Annotated in this window: 9 protein-coding genes and 1 pseudogene; 6 read left to right on the top strand and 4 right to left on the bottom strand. The window is 59.4% G+C overall.

Going from position 1 to position 19,709, the window contains the following annotated elements:
* The first annotated feature begins 7 nt into the window (after positions 1–7).
* The gene (gene mdeB / locus G518_RS0127640; RefSeq protein ID WP_028605238.1) at positions 8–2,575 is read left to right on the top strand and encodes an alpha-ketoglutarate dehydrogenase; all 2,568 of its coding nucleotides are present in this window, start codon (positions 8–10) and stop codon (positions 2,573–2,575) included.
* A gap of 86 nt (positions 2,576–2,661) precedes the next feature.
* Here mdeB and G518_RS38840 read toward each other — a convergent pair whose 3' ends face one another.
* Positions 2,662–5,604, bottom strand: a complete 2,943-nt coding sequence (locus G518_RS38840; RefSeq protein WP_028605237.1) for an IPTL-CTERM sorting domain-containing protein — start codon at positions 5,602–5,604, stop codon at positions 2,662–2,664.
* Between the two features lie 321 nt (positions 5,605–5,925).
* Here G518_RS38840 and G518_RS0127625 point away from each other — a divergent pair, with 321 nt between their 5' ends.
* From G518_RS0127625 to G518_RS0127615, 3 genes are all read left to right on the top strand, one after another.
* Entirely contained in the window at positions 5,926–6,972 is a 1,047-nt protein-coding gene (locus tag G518_RS0127625) for an alpha/beta hydrolase (RefSeq protein ID WP_245598143.1), read from the top strand.
* 179 nt (positions 6,973–7,151) lie between these two features.
* Entirely contained in the window at positions 7,152–8,093 is a 942-nt protein-coding gene (locus tag G518_RS0127620) for a CysB family HTH-type transcriptional regulator (RefSeq protein WP_028605235.1), read from the top strand.
* A gap of 2 nt (positions 8,094–8,095) precedes the next feature.
* A complete protein-coding gene (locus tag G518_RS0127615) occupies positions 8,096–9,277 on the top strand; it encodes a pyridoxal phosphate-dependent aminotransferase (RefSeq protein ID WP_028605234.1) in 1,182 nt (393 codons plus the stop codon).
* 776 nt (positions 9,278–10,053) lie between these two features.
* Here the strand turns inward: G518_RS0127615 and lpdA are convergent.
* The 3 genes and pseudogenes from lpdA to aceE all read right to left on the bottom strand — a co-directional run bounded on the left by lpdA (position 10,054) and on the right by aceE (position 16,293).
* Positions 10,054–11,907, bottom strand: coding sequence for a dihydrolipoyl dehydrogenase (gene lpdA, locus G518_RS0127605; protein WP_028605232.1), 1,854 nt, complete (start codon positions 11,905–11,907; stop codon positions 10,054–10,056).
* A gap of 12 nt (positions 11,908–11,919) precedes the next feature.
* Positions 11,920–13,565, bottom strand: a pseudogene (aceF, locus tag G518_RS37285) (dihydrolipoyllysine-residue acetyltransferase).
* A gap of 13 nt (positions 13,566–13,578) precedes the next feature.
* Positions 13,579–16,293, bottom strand: a complete 2,715-nt coding sequence (aceE, locus tag G518_RS0127595; protein WP_028605231.1) for a pyruvate dehydrogenase (acetyl-transferring), homodimeric type — start codon at positions 16,291–16,293, stop codon at positions 13,579–13,581.
* Between the two features lie 195 nt (positions 16,294–16,488).
* Here aceE and G518_RS0127590 point away from each other — a divergent pair, with 195 nt between their 5' ends.
* Positions 16,489–19,020, top strand: a complete 2,532-nt coding sequence (locus G518_RS0127590) for a PAS domain-containing sensor histidine kinase (protein ID WP_028605230.1) — start codon at positions 16,489–16,491, stop codon at positions 19,018–19,020.
* A complete protein-coding gene (locus G518_RS0127585) occupies positions 19,017–19,631 on the top strand; it encodes a response regulator transcription factor (RefSeq protein WP_028605229.1) in 615 nt (204 codons plus the stop codon). Before G518_RS0127590 ends, G518_RS0127585 begins: the two co-directional genes overlap by 4 nt.
* The last annotated feature ends 78 nt before the right edge of the window (positions 19,632–19,709 follow it).

Below are 19,709 nucleotides of genomic sequence, written 5' to 3'. Positions count from 1 at the left end.
GCTCGTTATGAACGCCTCTGTACCCCCCTTGAGAATAGATCCTGATCCCGCCGAAACCGCCGAATGGCGAGAAGCGTTTACAGCCTTGTCCGCCAATGCGGGATCAACACGCGCACGCTTCATTCTGGATGAGCTCGTTCGCCTTGCGCGTAGCCAGCAACTCGAATGGCGGCCAGACCTCAATACGCCCTACATCAACACGGTGCCGGCGCAGGCGCAACCGGCCTTTCCCGGCGATTTGGCCATTGAAGAAAAACTGGCCTCTCTGATGCGATGGAACGCCCTCGCCATGGTGGTGCGCGCCAATCAGGCCTATGGAGAACTTGGCGGGCACATAGCCAGCTACGCCAGTGCGGCTGACCTGTTTGAAGTCGGGTTCAATCATTTCTTCAGGGCACGCTCCAGCCACAACGGCGGTGATCTCGTTTTCTTCCAGCCGCACAGCGCTCCCGGGGTGTATGCACGCGCGTTCCTGGAAGGCCGGCTCAGCGAGCTTGATCTCCAGCATTTCCGCCAGGAACTCACAGCGCCCGAACACGGCGCCAGGGGACTGTGCAGCTACCCTCACCCATGGCTAATGCCTGATTTCTGGCAGTTTCCCACCGGCTCCATGGGCTTGGGCCCCATCAGCTCGATCTACCACGCACGCTTCATGCATTACCTCTCACACAGAGGGTTGGTGAACTGCGAAGGCCGAAAAGTTTGGGGCGTGTTCGGGGACGGCGAGATGGATGAGCCTGAGTCCATGAGCGCACTCACACTGGCCGCAAGAGAAAAACTCGACAACCTGGTCTGGGTGGTCAACTGCAATCTCCAGCGCCTGGACGGCCCAGTGCGTGGCAATGGCCGAATCATTGATGAACTCGAACGCCTGTTTGCCGGCGCGGGCTGGAATGTGATCAAACTCATCTGGGGAAGCGACTGGGACGGGCTTTTTGCGGGTGATCCAAGCGGAGCCCTGGCCCGGACTTTGGGGGACACCGTAGACGGGCAGATGCAGACCTTCGCCGCCAAGGACGGCCGCTATAACCGTGAGCATTTCTTCGGGCAAAGCCCGGAGCTCGCCGCTCTGGTGCAAGGCTTGACCGATGAGCAGATTGATCGCCTCAAACGTGGTGGGCACGATATCGTGAAGATCCACGCCGCGTACGCCGCTGCGGCAGCGCACCGGGGTCAACCCACCGTAGTTCTGGCGCACACGAAAAAGGGTTACGGCATGGGCTCTGCCGGCCAAGGCAAGATGACCACGCACAGCCAGAAGAAGCTGGATGCTTCCGACCTGATTGAATTCCGAAATCGCTTCCAGCTGCCTCTGACCGACGAGCAGGCCACCAGCCTGGCATTTCACAGACCAGCGCAGGACAGCGCTGAGATGCGCTACCTGCATGAGCATCGCGAACGGCTGGGTGGTTCCATGCCTAGGCGGGAAACCGCGTGCGACCAAGTGCCTGTGCCGGAGATGAGCCACTACGCCAACTTTGCACTGCAGGCGAACGGCAAGGAAATGAGCACCACCATGGCCTTCGTGCGCATGCTGGGAACCCTGCTGAAAGACAAAGCACTGGGCCCCCGTATCGTGCCCATCGTGGCCGATGAAGCACGCACCTTTGGCATGGCCAACCTCTTCAAGCAAGTGGGCATCTACAGCAGCGTAGGCCAACGCTATGCGCCGGAAGACATTGGTTCAGTGCTGAGCTATCGCGAAGCGCAGGATGGTCAGATTTTGGAAGAAGGCATCAGCGAAGCGGGGGCCATTGCCAGCTGGACAGCGGCGGCCACCAGCTACAGCGTGCATGGATTTGCCATGCTGCCGTTCTACATCTACTACTCCATGTTTGGCTTCCAGCGGGTGGGCGATGCCATCTGGGCGGCGGCAGACCAGCGCGCACGTGGCTTCCTGCTTGGCGCCACCTCTGGCCGCACCACGCTGGGCGGCGAAGGCTTGCAGCACCAGGACGGGAGCAGCCACGTCGTGGCAGCCACCATTCCAAACTGCAAAGCCTACGACCCGGCCTTCGCGGGGGAGTTGGCGGTGATTGTGGATGCCGGCATGCGGGAGATGCTGGTGGAACAGAAAGACGTTTTTTACTACATCACCTTGATGAATGAAAACTACGCCCAGCCTGACTTGCCGGAGGGTGTGGCCAAGGGTGTCCTTAGCGGCGCCTACAACTTTGCAAGCTATGGCAGCGCCTCAGGCCCACGCGCCACGCTGCTAGGCTCTGGCGCCATTCTCACGGAGGTGATTCGAGCGGCAGAGCAACTGGCGAGTGAAGGTATGGGAATTGACGTGATCAGCGTCACCAGTTGGAGCGAGCTCGCCCGCGATGGCGTGGCGAATGCGGAGGCAGGCCACCTGCACACTCTCCTCGCGCAAACCCGGGGGCCTATTGTGGCGGCGAGTGATTACGTGCGCGTGGTTCCTGAGTCGGTGCGAGCGTGCATCCCCGAGGGGCGAAGCTATCGCACCCTGGGTACAGATGGATTCGGTCGAAGCGATACCCGTGCCGCCTTGAGGGCGTTTTTTCAGGTGGACGCGCACAGCGTAGCAGCGGCTGTAAGAACGTGTGTGTGATCTAGGGCACGCCCTAAGGAATCCGCCTCAGGCGTGAGATAGATAGGGGTCGCCCAACGCCACAAGGCGCTGGGTTACCGAACCGGTCAGCCCCCCTTCCCGACAAGGCCTCTGCGCTGAATACTCACCGACGAGAACCCCGCCAGCAACGCCCCCATCAGCAGGAGTGCCCATTGGCTGAGGGTAGGCACTGCGATTGGGGCAACAGCCGACTCAAGGACGACCATCGCGATAGGATCCACCACCACGCCAGGATCCGTGGTGTTTGAATCTCCCGCTCCATCATCTATGACCCTATAGCTGATGCTGGTGCCGTTGTCGCTGGTGCTTATGGTGGCTGCAGGGTCGTACCAGCGGGAAGCTTGGCCGGCTCCAGGCGGCCCCCATTTCAGTACTCGCGCATTGCCAGGCAAGGCTTGTGGATAGGTGGCCGTGATCTCCAGGGTCTCGCCCGCACATCCGCTCGCACGAAACGCAAATACGTCGTGCAGCAGACGAGCAGTGGGGTACTGCGCTTTCAAAGCGGCTTGTGCCTCAGCGCCCGCGGCTGTGCCGAAGCCAGTGGCTGAAGTATCCAAAGTGCACGAGGCATTTTCACCGCTTACACCGCTGGCGCCGAACTGCGCCATTCCGGCCATTCCCGGAATCATGCCACTCCAGATAAAGCGAAAAGCCGCCAAGTCTGACGAAATCCGCGTCACAAAGCCGTCACCGCTTCCTGAAGTGAGGGGTGCAGCGCCATTGGCACACCCCGTGGCAGCATTGGTGCAAGGATAGTCATTGGAATAACTGGTCCCGGCCACGATCAAGTCTCCATTGGGTGTCATGACCATCGCCTTGATACTGTCTTGTGCGGAGCCGCCGAGGTAGGTCGCTTGTCTGAAGGTCCGCAAATCACCAGGCAGACGTGCTATGAAGCCGTCTAAATTTCCCCGCTTGCTGCTTTGTGCCCCGGTAGCGCACCCTGTTCCGGTCCTGGTGCATGGGAAGTCTGCCGACACAGTCCAGCCTGCCACAACAATGTCTCCCCCGCTGGTATTCAGGAGGGCCGAAGCATCCTCCGAATCGGAGCCCCCAAGATAAGTGCTTTGCCTGAAACTTCTCAGATTCCCAGAAAGGCGACTGACTATGACGTCTGTAGCTCCCCCCAGGGAGCGTTGTGCCCCCCACCGACAGCCCGTTGCGACGCTGGTACAAGGAAAATCAAGTGACCCAGAATTCCCGGCCACAATCACTTCCCCGTTAGCGGCCATCACGACGCTTGTAAGTCCATCGTCGTCACTTCCGCCCGCGAACGTACTTTGCCTGAGAGTTCTCAAATCACCGGCCAGCCGTGCCACGAACCCATCAAAACGCCCCAGACCATAAGAGCGTTGCGCGCCGTTGGTGCACCCAGTGGCAGCGCTGGTACAAGGAAACTGAACAGAATTTGTGTAGCCCACCGCCACCACATCTCCGTCGCTCGTCAAGGTCATGGCTGTGATGCCGTCAAGGCCGCTGGCACCCAGATAAGTACTTTGCCTCAAGGATCTGAGGTCCCCAGATAAGCGAGTGATGAAACCGTCGCGCCCGCCAGAATAGCTGCTTTGGGCGCCATTGGGACACTGCCAGTTGATACTGGCGCACGGAAAATGCTCGGACTCGGTCGACCCGGCCACCAACACATCTCCATTGGGCGCCATGAGGATGCTGCTGATGTTTTCGTCGTTGATACCCCCCAGGTAGGTGCTTTGACGAAGCGTTCTGAGATCGCCTGAGAGCCTTGCAACAAAACCATCGGTGTTGCCTGCGCGGACACTCAGCGGTCCCTCGGTACACCCTGTTTCAGCTCGGGTGCAAGGAAAATCAGCAGAGTAGGTGATTCCAGCCACTATCACATCACCGTCCGCAGCCAACACGATGCCGGAGAGGGAATCGACCCCGGTGCCGCCGAGAAAGGTACTTTGCCTGAAGGTTTTTAGATCAGCGGAAAGCCGTGTGATGAACGCGTCGCTGGGAGCAGTTGGAAATGGACCGCCCGCGACGGTGCCTGCACGTGTGGTTTGAGCTCCATTCGCGCAGCCGCTGGCCACACTGGTGCAGGGCAAATTGGCAGAATGGGTGGTGCCTGCCACGATCACGTCTCCGTTGCTCGCAATGACGACCCCATAAATATGATCGGTTCGATCGCCTCCCACATAGGTACTCTGAATGAGAGGGTCAATCACAAGCGGGTAGCGGCTGTCGTAGTCAGCCAGCGCAAACCCATAGCGCGCAACTTGCAAGTTACGGTCTGACGGGTGCCTGGGGTGCAGCTTGTAGCGCACCTCCACAGGCATGCGCACGCCGTTGATGTCCTGCCATGCAACGGGTGGCGTGTAGGCGATCTCACCATTGCCCGTCTCCAGAATCAGAGCCCCCTCGTCACCCAGCCTGGCACTCTTGGCGCCCTCTACCTGAAGTTTGATGCGCCTGGCGTCGGCACGTGGGGCTACATGAAAGAGCTTTTCCACGTTGTTGGCACCTGCCACCAGCTCCACTTCAATTCCCGGCCAGGCCTCACCCATGTTCACGCTTTTCCAGGTTGCACTCTGAAAGCTACCGGTTCCCGTGAATCTGCTCACATGGGCTTGTGTCTCCTGGCTGCCCACAGGACGAAGCGAGGCGGCCCCCACCAGACTTTCAGTCAACTGCCAGCCGGGACCGCGCTGCTCCAATGCCTTATGCTGCACATTCAATGTTTCATTGGATACCTTCAACACCTCCGTTTCTTTCAAAGGAATGCCTGGAAGGCTGTAGACCATCTTTCCGTCGCGCGTGACCACCAGGGGCCCGGCGAAAGTCCTGGCCAGGAATGCAACTTCGGCACCAAACTGCCCAGTGTTCTGCTCAAAAGGAATCGCCAGACTTGAGAGCGCCTGCTGCACCTGCGCTTTATCTACCGCAGGCCCTGAAGGCGCCACTTCCTTGGCCACCACCGCATGGCCAGCCAACGCCAAGAACAGAGAAGCTGCCGCAAGGCGACGGGTGTTTCTCATTGTTTGGTTCATTCCGCCTCTCCTTAAAAAATCACTTTGCTTTGTCTGGATTCTTGGAAGGGTGGATCGATATGACCACTCTCCAAAGTGAGTGGCAGCGTAAAAAGTTCGCATGACGCCCAAGCTATTGATTCGGCCGGATCAGACCTAAATCCCAAACGGCACGTTCTGAGCGGTGCAGATGTATCTGGCCATTGAGACTCCCAAGCGCCGGGATATCTCAGTGATCGATGCAGTGCATCGATTCATAGATAACGCGCAATTGTCAAAGTCTCTTTTGAACTTGATGATGAACAGCTATCTATTCGCAGCTTCAATCCAAGAAAGAGACAGATGAAAACATTGGCATGCTCCCGCTCGGCAAAGGCGTTGGCGTTGGCTTTACCGATCGTGACGATGATGGGCTGCGCGCAAGCCCCCATCCAGCTGGAGAAGATGGGCTCGTTCCATGTAGGCGGTCGAGAGGTTGTCCTGAGTGGCCGCCCAGTCAAGGAGATCTCCTTGACTGCGGGAGGCGTGCCAGCCAAGTTTGATCCCAATGGGGTTTACCAGGTGGAGCAGATGTACGTGCAGTACTTCATTCCAAAAGACCCACGCGGAACGTTGCCCATACTGATGTGGCACGGCGGCGGACTCAGCGGCGTGACCTACGAAACCACGCCCGATGGGCGTGAGGGATGGCTGAACTATTTTGTGAAGAAAGGCTGGCCGACCTACAACTCAGATGCAGTCGAGCGGGGGCGCTCAGGCTTTGCGATGTATCCGGACATCTTCAAGACTGAACCCGTATACCTCACCAAGGAGAACCCTTTCGAGCGCTTTCGAATTGGACAAGGGCCTGGCTCATACAGCAAGGTTCCTGGGCAGATGAAGCTTCTGCCGGGCAACCAATTCCCAGTGGAGGCCTATGACCAGTTCACCAAACAAAACGTGCCGCGCTGGACCTCCAATGACGCGCCAACCATTGCAGCGTATACCGAGCTGGTCGATAAGGTCTGCCCATGTGTGGTGGTGGTGCATTCACAAGCCGGACTATTTGGCGCTCGCGTGGCACAGGCACGGCCCGATAAGGTGAAGGCGCTGGTGATGGTGGAGCCGGCTGCAACAGGTGCGGTGGAAGATGCGGCCAAGATGAAGAATGTGCCTGTACTGGCGATCTATGGCGACTACATCGCTCAAGACTCGCGGTGGCCAACTATCCGTGCCAACGGCGGACGCTATTTCGATGCTTTGCGGACGGCGGGTGGTAGCGCTGAGGTCATCGATCTTCCGGAAATCGGCATCAAGGGCAATTCGCACATGATCATGATGGACAAGAACAGCGATGCCGTGGCCGAGATCATTCAGGGCTGGCTGACCAAACGCGGCCTCTATAAGTAGCCCCAGGAACACGTTCAAGGTGCGGCTAGTGCCGAAAGGCCCTAGGACTCCACTCAACCCACCTAAAAGGGCCGCTGCAGTGACATTTCCACGCCAACTTGATCACTGCAGGTGCCCCCGCCAACCCAATTCGTTAGACGGATATCGCATAATTAAGGAAATTTATATACGAATACTCCATGAACCTCCACCAATTCCGCTTCGTTCAGGAGGCTGTTCGCCGTAACTTAAACCTGACGGAGGCGGCCAAGGCGTTACATACCTCCCAGCCTGGGGTTTCCAAAGCGATCATTGAGCTGGAGGAAGAGCTGGGCATTGAGATTTTCAGCCGCCACGGAAAGCGTCTGAAGCGGGTTACAGAGCCTGGCGAGCATGTATTGGAAAGCATTGCCATCATCATGCGAGAGGTGGGCAACCTCAAGCGCATCGGCGATCAGTACAGCGCTCAAGACAGTGGCACGCTCTCTATTGCCACTACCCACACGCAGGCTCGTTATGTGCTGCCCGTGCCGGTGGCCCGGCTGCGCGAGACCTATCCCAAGGTCAATATCAGCCTGCATCAAGGCTCGCCCGATCAGGTGGCGCGCATGGTGATAGAAGAAACGGCCGAGATCGGTATGGCCACCGAATCTCTAGCGAACTACCCCGAACTCGTCACCCTGCCCTGCTACGAATGGCAACACGTACTGGTGCTGCCCCACAGCCATCCCCTGGCCAAGAAAGAGCGAATTGCGCTCGAAGATATTGCTGCTGAGCCGCTGATCACCTATCACCCCTCGTTCACCGGCCGCACGCGCATCGACACGGCCTTTGCCCAGCGCCATCTGGAGCCACGCATCGCGCTAGAGGCTATCGACTCCGATGTGATCAAGACCTATGTGCGCTTAGGCTTGGGGATTGGCATCGTTGCCGAGATGGCGATGAAGGGGGACGCTGATCAGGACCTGGTTTCTCGCCCGCTGGGCCAGTTGCTGGGTCAGAACGTAGCGCGTATTGCCCTCAAACGAGGCGCCTATTTGCGCGATTTCGTGTATCAATTCGCGAGCCTGCTCTCAGACCGGCTTGATCGCAATCTGATCATGAAAGCCATGACTGGACACGTGAACGACTACGAGCTGTAAGAATGACCCCTGAGAGCGCCGCGACCACCCCCGCCTTCCCTTCCCGGCTGCCCAATGTGGGCACCACCATTTTTACCGTGATGTCGGCCCTGGCGGCTGAACATCAGGCGGTGAATCTGGGCCAGGGATTTCCTGATTTCGATTGCGACCCGAAGCTGGTGGACTCCGTGTCCTCCGCCATGCAGCAAGGCTTGAACCAGTATCCGCCTATGCCGGGTGTCGCGCCACTGCGCGAGGCCGTGGCGGCGAAGATAAAAACGCTTTACGGCCGTTCATACAACGCGGCGACCGAAATCACAGTGACCGCGGGCGCCACCCAGGCGATTTTGAGCGCCATCCTGTGCTGCGCTGGCCCTGGAGACGAAGTGATCGTGCTGGAGCCCTGCTATGACAGCTACGTGCCCAATATCGAGCTCACGGGCGCCAAAGTGGTTGCAGTTCCGCTCACGCCGGGCAGTTTCCGGCCTGATTTCGACAAGATAGCGGCCGCCCTGTCACCCAAGACGCGCGCGATCATCATCAACAGCCCGCACAATCCCAGCGGTACCGTGTGGTCCCCCGCTGACATGCAGCGTTTGGAGGACCTTCTGGCGCCCACCAATGTGCTGCTGATCAGCGACGAAGTTTATGAACACATGGTCTATGCGCCGCTGCAGCATGAAAGCGCGGCACGCTACCCAGGTTTGGCTGCACGGGCTTTCATCATCAGCAGCTTCGGCAAGACCTACCATGTGACCGGCTGGAAGGTGGGCTACGTGGCAGCCCCAGCTGCTCTCACGGCTGAATTCCGCAAGGTACACCAGTTCAACGTGTTCACCGTGAACACGCCCATGCAGCAAGGGCTGGCGGCGTACATGCAAGACCCCAGGCCCTACCTGGACCTGCCTGCGTTTTACGCCGCCAAGCGAGATCTGTTTCGCGCGGGCCTGGAGAAGACCAAGTTCAGGCTGCTGCCGTGCGAAGGTACCTATTTTCAGTGCGTCTCCATCGCGGATCTGGCGATTTCCGAACGCGACCTACCTGAGGGTGAGTTCTGCCAGTGGCTCACGCGCGAAGTGGGGGTGGCGGCGATTCCTCTTTCTGCCTTTTATAGAGATGGGTTTGACCAGAAGGTGATCCGCTTTTGCTTTGCCAAGAAAGAGGGGACGCTTTTGGCGGCTATGGAACGATTGGCGAAGCTGTAGCTGGTTTTACTCCTTCGCCCGCTGGGGGAAGGTGGGGCGGGGCCGGCCAACCGGTGGGGGCAAGCGGCGGTTGATTTGTTCGTAGCGCTTGATAGTCACCTTTTTCTCTTCTTTTGAGGTCGGAGGCCGGGATTGCGCCCGGCGGCGCAGTCCCTTTCTTTGCTCGCACAAAGCAAGGAACCAAAGAAATGCGACCCCAAGTCCGTGTCCCTACGCTGCGCTCCGGGCACTCTCCGGTGCTCGGTCAAGGGGGCCGGCCATCCGGGGCGGTGCGGCAGAACTCTCTTCTTTCGCTTCGCTCACTACGTTCAAACAGCTGCCGCAAGCTAGTTCACGAAGCAAGAGCATCTTGCAGTGCTCTTGCCCGCCCCTTGCCCTGCGCTCCTCAGCACGGCCAAAGGGGTGGGGAGCCTGAATCGGGCCATTGCTGCGCTCGGCCCTGATGCTGTCAGTCGCAAGCGAATAGTTTTACCCCTTCTCCCGCAAGCGGGAGAGGGGGGCGGCCGGCAGCGGCGTGAGGGTCAGGGTCTCAATCACCACCGCCCTTCTCAGATCCACAACAGCAGGATTATTCTGGACATCATGTCCGCAAAAAAGAGCCTATTCGCAATGGATACGCTGCCGACCCTCACCCCTACCCTCTCCCGCAGGCGGGAGAGGGAGCCAGATCAGAAGGCCGCGGAGCAGGCCATACGTGAGTAGCCGCGGAGCTGGCTTTGCCAGGCCGCTGGCTGCGTCCCCCTGGGGGGAAGGCGCGCCAGCGACTCAGGGGGGGGTCATTTCCTCGCTGGAGGAAGATCCGTGCAACTGCCGTGAGCTACTTCCGCCGCCATGCCAATGCTCTCACCCAGAGTTGGGTGCGGATGGATGGTCTTGCCGATGTCTACGGCGTCAGCGCCCATCTCGATGGCCAGCGCGATCTCACCGATCATGTCACCCGCATGAGTGCCCACCATTCCGCCGCCGAGTATCTTGCCGTGGCCATGTGCCTCAGGGCTGTCGTCGAACAGGAGCTTGGTTACGCCCTCGTCGCGGCCGTTGGCAATCGCCCTGCCAGAAGCGTTCCAGGGGAACAGGCCTTTTTTGACCTTGATGCCCTGAGCTTTGGCCTGATCTTCGGTCAAGCCCACCCAGGCTACTTCTGGATCGGTGTAGGCCACGCTTGGAATCACGCGGGCGTTAAACGCACTGCGCGCCAGGGCTTCATCGCCTTTGAGCTCGCCTGCAATGACCTCTGCCGCCACATGGGCCTCATGCACCGCCTTGTGCGCCAGCATGGGTTGACCCACGATGTCGCCAATGGCGAAGATGTTCGGCACATTGGTGCGCATCTGGATATCGACATTGATAAAGCCGCGGTCTGTGACGGACACGCCTGCTTTGTCAGCGCCAATTTTCTTGCCGTTGGGGCTGCGGCCAACCGCCTGCAACACCAGATCGTAGGTTTGCGGAGCCGGTGCGCCTTCTCCTTCGAATGACACTTCAATGCCTGCATCAGTGGCCTTGGCGCCCACCGTCTTGGTCTTCAGCATGATGTTGTCAAAACGCGGGGCATTCATCTTCTGCCAGATCTTGACCAGATCGCGGTCAGCACCTTGCATGAGGCCGTCTAGCATTTCCACCACATCAAGCCGAGCGCCCAGGGTGCTGTAGACCGTGCCCATTTCCAGACCGATGATGCCGCCACCCAGGATGAGCATACGCTTGGGCACTTCCTTCAGCGCGAGCGCGCCCGTGGAATCCACCACGCGTGGGTCATCAGGCATGAACGGCAAACGCACGGCTTGGGAGCCGGCTGCAATGATGGCGCGCTTGAATTGCACCACTTGTTTCTTGCCGGTTTTTTCCTGCGCTGTGCCGCTGGTTTCCTCGACTTCAATGTGGTTAGCGCCCACGAAGGCGCCATAACCGCGCACCACCGTGACTTTGCGCATCTTGGCCATCGCCCCCAGGCCGCCGGTCAACTTGCCGATGACCTTTTCCTTGTGAGTGCGCAGCTTGTCGATGTCCAGCTTGGGAGCACCGCCGTAATCAATCCCGAGTGCAGCCAGGTGGCTCACCTCATCCATGACCGCTGCCACGTGCAACAAGGCTTTGGAGGGAATGCAACCCACGTTCAGGCACACGCCGCCCAGGCTGGCGTAGCGCTCAATGAGCACCACTTTGAGGCCCAGATCAGCCGCACGGAATGCCGCGCTGTAGCCACCTGGGCCACCGCCCAGAACCACCACGTCGCAATCTACATCGGCCGCGCCACCATAGCTGGCAGCGGCAGGAGCCGGCGCACTGACGGCGGGAGAAGCTGCGGGTGGCGAATTCGCAGCAACACTGCTTGGAGCAGGCGAGGCCGCAGGGGCGGCAGGCTTGCTCGCCTCAGCAGGAGCAGCCGCAGCGGCCGCTTCCAGGATCAGAACCACCGAGCCTTCAGAGACTTTGTCGCCCAGCTTCACAGACAGAGACTTCACCACGCCTTCGTGGCTGGAAGGAATCTCCATCGAAGCCTTGTCGCTTTCGACGGTGATCAGGCTTTGCTCTCGCGTGACCGTATCGCCTGGCTTGACCAATAACTCGATGACGGCGACATCTTTGACATCACCGATATCGGGTACCTTGACTTGAATTTCGCTCATTGCCTGATCCCCTTACAACAGCACGCGACGGAAGTCGCTCAGGATTTGGCCGAGATAAGCGTTAAAGCGCGCAGCCGCAGCGCCATCAATCACCCGGTGATCCCAGGTGAGCGATAGAGGCAGCATGAGGCGCGGCTGGAACTGCTTGCCATCCCACACAGGTTCTGTGGTGGAGCGGCACACGCCCAGAATGGCGACTTCAGGGGCATTGATGATGGGCGTGAAGTAACGCCCGCCAATGCCGCCCAGGCTGCTGATAGTGAACGTGGCGCCACTCATGTCAGCGGGGCCCAATTTGCCATCACGTGCCTTCTTGGCCAGCTCGCCCATTTCCTGGCTGATCTGGAGAACGCCTTTCTGATCAGCGTTTTTGATGACAGGTACCACCAAGCCATTGGGGGTGTCAGCAGCGAAGCCGATGTGCCAGAAATTCTTGTAGATCAGTGCATCACCATCCAGAGAGCTGTTGAACTCTGGAAACTTCTTGAGCGCCGAAACACAGGCCTTGATCAGGAACGCCAGCATGGTGACCTTGACGCCGCCGCCCTTCTCGTTTTCCTTGTTGGTGGATACGCGGAAGGCTTCGAGATCGGTGATGTCGGCGTCGTCATGGTTGGTGACGGCCGGGATCATGACGGCATTGCGCAACAAGTTGGCGCCGCTGATCTTCTTGATGCGAGACATCTCCTTGCGTTCGATGGGGCCAAACTTGGCGAAATCCACCTTGGGCCATGGAATCAGGCCCAACTCGCTTCCACCAGTTCCGCCGCCGCTAGCCGGCGCAGCAGCGCCTTGGGCTTTGGTGCGTGTACTACCGGACATCACGGCTTTGGTGAAACCTTGAACGTCTTCCTGTGTAATGCGGCCTTTGATGCCGCTGCCCTTGATTTCTTCCAGGGGAACGCCGAGCTCACGCGCGAACTTGCGCACGCTGGGGCTGGCGTAGGGCAGACCAACGGGTGGCTTGGTTGGGTCGTGCGCGGCTTCGCTGGCACCCGAGGCCGGCTGCTCACTCCCTCTCCCGCGGCGGGAGAGGGAGCAGGAGCGGCAGATACAGCGCCAGTAGATGCAGCACCTTCCAGCACCAAGAGCAAATCGCCAATGTTGAGCTTATCGCCCAGCTTGACTTTCAACTCTTTGACGACGCCCGCCACGCTGGAGGGAATCTCCATGGAGGCTTTGTCCGACTCAACGGTGACCAGGCTTTGCTCGACTTTCACCGTGTCACCTGGCTTGACCAGGACCTCGATCACGGCGACGTCCTTGAAGTCGCCGATATCGGGGATACGAATTTCCACCGGGCCGCTGGTAGCTGCCACAGCAGGTGCGGCTACCGGGGCAGGAGCTGCCGCTTGAGCCGCGGGTGCTGAGCTCGCCGCCTGCGCGGCGGGTGCTGCGGGTGCTGCGCTTTCTGCGCTGCCTTCCGCCTCAAGCACCAGAACGACAGAGCCTTCCGAGACCTTGTCACCCAGCTTGACTCTCAGCTCCTTCACCACGCCAGCGGTGCTGGAGGGGATTTCCATCGAAGCTTTGTCGCTCTCGACGGTAATGAGAGATTGCTCAGCCTTGACCGTATCGCCCGGCTTGACCATCAACTCAATGACGGCGACTTCACTAATGTCACCAATATCAGGGACTTTGACTTCCACTAATGCCATGTTCGCCCCCTAATTACGCGTACAGCGGGTTGATCTTGTCGGCCTGAATGCCGTATTGCTTGATGGCAGCGGCGACGCTTTCCATCGGCACTTTGCCTTCGTCGGCCAGCGCACGCAGCGCCGATACCGTGACGTAATGGCGATTGACCTCGAAGTGCTCCCGCAGGCGGTAGCGGAAGTCGCTGCGGCCAAATCCATCCGTGCCCAGCACTTTGTACGCGCGGCCCTTGGGAAGGAAGGGGCGGATCTGCTCGACGTAGTTCTTCATGTAGTCCGTCGATGCGACGACCGGACCCGCATGCGGCTCCAGCTGCTGCGTGACGTACGACGTGCGTTGTGGCTCAGTAGGATGCAGCAGGTTCCAGCGCTCCACGTCCTGGCCTTCGCGTGCGAGCTCGTTGAAGCTTGGGCAGCTCCATACGTCTGCGGCCACGCCCCAATCTTTCAGCAGCAACTCTTGCGCTGCGATGCTCTCGCGCAAGATGGAGCCAGAGCCCAGAAGCTGCACGCGGGGTGCATTGTCAGCTGCGCCCGACGCAGGCTTGCACAGGTACATACCCTTGATGATCTGCTCTTCCGTGCCTTCGATCAGGCCCGGCATGGCGTAGTTTTCGTTCAGCAGCGTCAGGTAGTAGAAGACGTTGTCTTGCTTCTCCACCATGCGTTTCAAACCATGGTGCAAGATGACGCCCACTTCATGCGCGAAGGTGGGGTCGTAGGTGATGCAGTTGGGAATGGTGCTTGCCAGAATATGGCTGTGGCCGTCTTCGTGCTGCAAACCTTCGCCGTTCAGCGTAGTGCGTCCGCTGGTACCGCCCAGCAAGAAGCCGCGCGCTTGCATATCGCCAGCAGCCCAGGCCAGATCGCCCACACGCTGGAAGCCGAACATGGAGTAGTACACGTAGAACGGCACCATGATGCGGTTGCTCGTGCTGTAGCTGGTAGCCGCTGCAATCCAGCTGGCAATCCCGCCGGGCTCATTAATGCCCTCTTGCAGAATCTGGCCGTCCTTGGCTTCCTTGTAGTACATCACCTGGGCCTTATCGACCGGCGTGTAGTTTTGACCCTTGGGGTTGTAGATACCGATCTGGCGGAACAAGCCTTCCATGCCGAAGGTACGCGCCTCATCTACCAGGATAGGCACCACGCGGGGGCCAAGAGCCTTGTCGCGCAGAAGCTGGGTGAGGAAACGCACGAAAGCCTGCGTGGTGCTGATCTCGCGGCCTTCGGCCGTGGGCTCAAGCACTGCTTTGAAGGTATCCAGCGAAGGAATGGTGAAGCTCTCATCCGACTTGGCGCGGCGCAAAGGCAAATAGCCACCGAGCGCCTTGCGGCGTTCGTGCAGGTATTTCATCTCTGGCGTGTCGTCGGCCGGCTTGTAATACGGGAGCTTTTCGAGATCACTGTCAGCCACCGGGATGTTGAAGCGGTCGCGAATGTGGCGAATGTCTTCATCGGTGAGCTTCTTGGTCTGGTGTACGGTGTTCAGGCCCTCTCCAGCCTTGCCCATGCCATAGCCTTTGACCGTTTTGACCAACAGCACTGTGGGCTGACCCTTGTGATGGAAGGCGGAATGGAAGGCCGCATAGACCTTCTCTGGATCGTGGCCGCCACGGCGCAGTTCGAAGATTTCTTCGTCTGACATGTGCTCCACGAGCTTGGCTGTCTCAGGATGTTTGCCAAAGAAATGCTCGCGCACAAAGGCGCCATCATTGGCTTTCATGGCTTGGTAGTCACCATCTACCGTTTCCATCATCAACTGACGCAGCTTGCCGGATTTGTCGCGTGCCAGGAGTTCATCCCAGCCTTTGCCCCAGATCAGCTTGATTACATTCCAGCCACTGCCGCGGAAATCACCTTCCAGCTCCTGGATGATCTTGCCGTTGCCGCGCACCGGGCCGTCCAGACGCTGCAAGTTGCAGTTGATGACGAAAATCAGGTTGTCGAGGTTTTCACGGGCCGCCAGACTGATGGCGCCTGTGCTTTCCGGCTCATCCATCTCTCCATCACCCAGAAACACCCAGACCTTGCGGTTGGAAGTGTCGGCAATGCCACGGGCATGCAGGTATTTCAGGAAACGTGCTTGGTAGATAGCCATCAGCGGGCCCAGGCCCATGCTGACGGTAGGAAATTGCCAGAAACCGGGCATGAGCTTAGGGTGCGGGTAGCTCGAAAGCCCCTTGCCTCCCACTTCCTGGCGGAAGTTTTCGAGTTGCTCTTCCGTGATCCGGCCTTCCAGGAACGCGCGGGCATAGATGCCGGGGGCGCTATGGCCTTGGATGTAGAGGCAGTCACCACCGTGGCCTTCGCTTTCCGCATGCCAGAAGTGGTTGAAGCCGGCGCCCCACATGCTGGCCAGCGAGGCGAACGAGCCAATGTGGCCGCCCAGATCACCACCATCTTCCGGATGCAGGCGGTTGGCCCGCACCACCATGGCCATGGCATTCCAGCGCATAAACGCCCGCAAGCGCTTTTCGAGCGCGATGTTGCCAGGGCAACGCGCCTCGTGCATTGGCTCGATCGTGTTCACATAACCCGTCGTGGCAGAGAACGGCAAATCAATGCTGTTTTGGCGCGCTGTTTCAAGCAATTGCTCAATCAGAAAGTGCGCGCGCTCTGGGCCCTGCGACTCAATAACGGCCGCTAACGCGTCCGTCCATTCACGGGTTTCCTGTTTATCAGCGTCGGTAGGCGAAACATTTCCAGACGCATTAGGTTCTGCGGACATCTCGTTGTCTCCTCGTTATGGCTTGTGCCCATTGTGTACGAAGTTTCGATCCTCCCACAAACGCGTGAATATTTCAAGTCATGGCTATTGATTTCATATTAAGAAATATTAATTACGAATTAGCCTATAAAACGAGAGAGAAATAGGACGCCGGGTCTTGGGGAGGAAAGGCTTGTGACCTACACTGCTAGGCCCATGCAGTCCCCCCCCTCCTCACTCGCCAGCGAAAGCAATACCTCGGCCTCGCTGGCCTGGTGGCGCCTCATGTCCCCGCAAGGCCGCGAACGGCTGATTCATTTCGCCCCGCTGGCGGCGGTACTCCTCTTTCTGGCGGTCATCGCTTCAGCGTTCTGGTACTTGCGCCTGGAAGAAATGCACCGCGAGCAGGAGGCGGTCAAGAGAGACGTGGAATACGGCCAGCAGCGCCTGCGCCTGCGCCTGCTGGAAAGGCAGGAACAGCTCATGCGCCTGGCGCGCGATGTGTCGAACCGAGAGCTGAGCGCCGCCCACTTCCTCATTCGCGCTGAGTCTTTGGTGGCCCAAAATCCGGAGTTGCTTTCTGTGAGCTGGATCGACGATCGCCGGAGGGTGATCGCCACGCAGGCTTCCGTCAGCGTTTCCGCCCAGCGCGACTGGATGGATGGCGAAGTGCTCAAAGCGGGAGAAGCCGAGGCGGGTTACGGCCTCGCTCGCGATCTGCTCCAGCCGGTGTACTCGCAACCCATCACGGCCAAAGGCAGTGAGGCCATCTTGCAATTACACGTGCCGCTCACTTTGCGCGGCAAGTTTTCGGGTGAGTTGCTTGCCGAATACGGCGTTGATGGCTTGCTTCGCTACGGCGTGCCTTCCGAGGTGCTGGCGAAATATGCAGTCGCGCTACTCGATGCGAAAGGCACTCTGCTCGCAGGTCAAAGCATTCCTGACCGCCCCGGCTTGTCCGAGCGGCTTCCCTGGACCGGCAAGGTCAATGAGTACGAGAGCCCGGTGTCTCCTGTGGGCAATGGGCTGGTGCTGCGAGCGCAGGCCTGGCGAACTTCGCAGGGCGTAGTCGGTGGCACGCTGTTCTGGCTGGTAGCAGTGCTGGCCTCCATGACCACGTGGATGCTGATCGCCAACTGGCGCCAATCGCAAAGACGCCAACAAGCCCAGATGGCGCTGCAGTCCGAAACAAGCTTTCGCCGCGCCATGGAAAACTCCATGCTCACCGGCATGCGCGCGCTCGATCTGCAAGGGCGCATCATCTACGTCAACCCTGCCTTCTGCCAAATGACAGGCTGGAGCGAAGAGGAGCTGATCGGCCAGTCACAGCCCTTCTCCTATTGGCCTTCCGACGACCGCGAAACACTGGCAGCGCGGCTGGTAGAAGAATTGGACGGCGCGGCTGATCCAGCAGGCTTTCAGATGCGAGTGCAGCGCAAGGACGGCACACAGTTTGACGCCCGCCTGTATGTCTCGCCTCTGGTCGATGCCACCGGAAAGCATGGGGGCTGGATGGCCTCGATGACCGACATCACCGAGCCAAACAGGGTCCGGCGGCAGCTTTCGGCCTCCTACGAGCGCTTTACCACGGTACTTGAGGCACTCGACGCTTCTGTATCAGTGGCGCCACTGGGAAGCGAAGAATTGCTGTTCGCCAACAAACTGTACAGGCAGTGGTTCGGCACCACCACAGAGGGCCACCTGAAACTGGTGGTGCGTGGCGGCTCGGCTGAAACCACCGTGTCCGACGAAAGCCTGGATTCTGTGGACTCCTTTGCGGGCTTGCCGCTACACAGCCTGACGAATTCCGTGGTGGCTGATCACGCGGAGATTTATCTCGAACGCCTGGGCAAATGGCTCGAAGTTCGCTCGCGCTATCTCAATTGGGTGGACGGCCGTTTGGCTCAGATGGTGATTGCCACAGACATTACCGCGCGCCGCCAGGCAGAGGAGCTAGCCGCCGCTCAGGCCGAGCGCGCTCAAACGGCCAGTCGTCTGATCACGATGGGGGAAATGGCCTCCAGCGTCGCTCACGAGCTGAACCAACCGCTCACGGCCATCAGCAACTATTGCACCGGCATGATCTCGCGCATTCGCGGCGGCGGTATTGCCGAGCAAGACCTGCTGAACGCACTGGACAAGACTGCGCGGCAAGCCCAGCGCGCCGGGCAAGTGGTGCAACACATCCGCAGCTTCGTCAAGCGCAGTGAGCCGCGTCGGCAGATGGCGGAGGTGCCGCCCATGATCGACCAAGTGATTGAGCTGGCCGAAATCGAGATGCGCCGCCGCCAGGTACGGCTCACGCGCCAGATCGCATCACGCCTTCCACCTTTGAATGTTGACCCCATTCTCATTGAACAGGTGTTGCTGAATCTGATCAAGAACGGGGCAGAATCTGTGGATGCCGCCCATCGCGCGCCCGTTAACCGGCTGGTCGAGCTGCGCGTAGTGCCCTGTGTGGTGGATGGCCAGCAGGCGGTGCAATTTAGCGTAACGGACTCAGGCAAAGGCCTTTCCACCGAAGCGCTGGCACGGCTTTACGAGGCGTTTTTCTCCACCAAAAGTGAAGGTTTGGGCATCGGCCTGAACCTCTGCCGTTCCATCGTAGAGTCGCATCAAGGCCGGATCAGTGCCGAGAACCTCTACAATGCCGGCCAACCCGTGGGCTGCCGCTTTTCCTTCTGGATTCCGGCCGGCCCGATCCAAGACACGCCCCATTTGGGCGCCAACACCAAGACCATTGCATGAACCTAATTCCGAAGCGAGGAACGGTATACGTCGTCGATGATGATGAGGCCGTACGAGATTCCGTGCAGTGGCTGCTCGAAGGCCAGGACTTTAGGGTCCGTTGCTTCGAATCGGCCGAAGCCTTTCTTTCACGCTACGACCCGCGGGAAATAGCCTGCCTGATCGTGGACATTCGCATGGGCGGCATGACCGGCCTGGAGTTGCAAGACCGTCTCGTAGAAAGACAGTCTCCGCTGCCAGTGGCCTTCATCACCGGCCATGGCGACGTGCCCATGGCTGTCGACACCATGAAAAAAGGCGCTATGGATTTCATCCAGAAGCCTTTCAAGGAAGACAAGCTGGTGCCGCTGGTTGAGCGCATGCTGGAACAAGCCCGCGCAGCCTTTGCCGAGCACCAGCAAGCTGCCAGCCGTGACGCGCTGCTTTCCAAGCTCACCGGGCGCGAAGCGCAGGTGCTGGAGCGCATCGTTGCAGGCCGCCTGAACAAGCAGATCGCCGATGACCTTGGCATCAGCATCAAAACGGTGGAGGCGCACCGCGCCAACATCATGGAGAAGCTGGGCGCCAACACTGTGGCTGACCTGCTCAAAATTGCCTTAGCTGGGAAATAACCCCCTGGGTCGCCTTTGGCGCCTTCCCCCCAGAGGGACGCCACTGGCGGCCTGGCGAAGTCAGCTCCGCGGTGGCCC

The organism is Ottowia thiooxydans DSM 14619 (assembly GCF_000422885.1).
Lineage (GTDB): Bacteria > Pseudomonadota > Gammaproteobacteria > Burkholderiales > Burkholderiaceae_C > Ottowia > Ottowia thiooxydans.
Note: the sequence above shows the minus strand (reverse complement) of the source record. Positions and strands in the feature narration are given on the sequence as shown.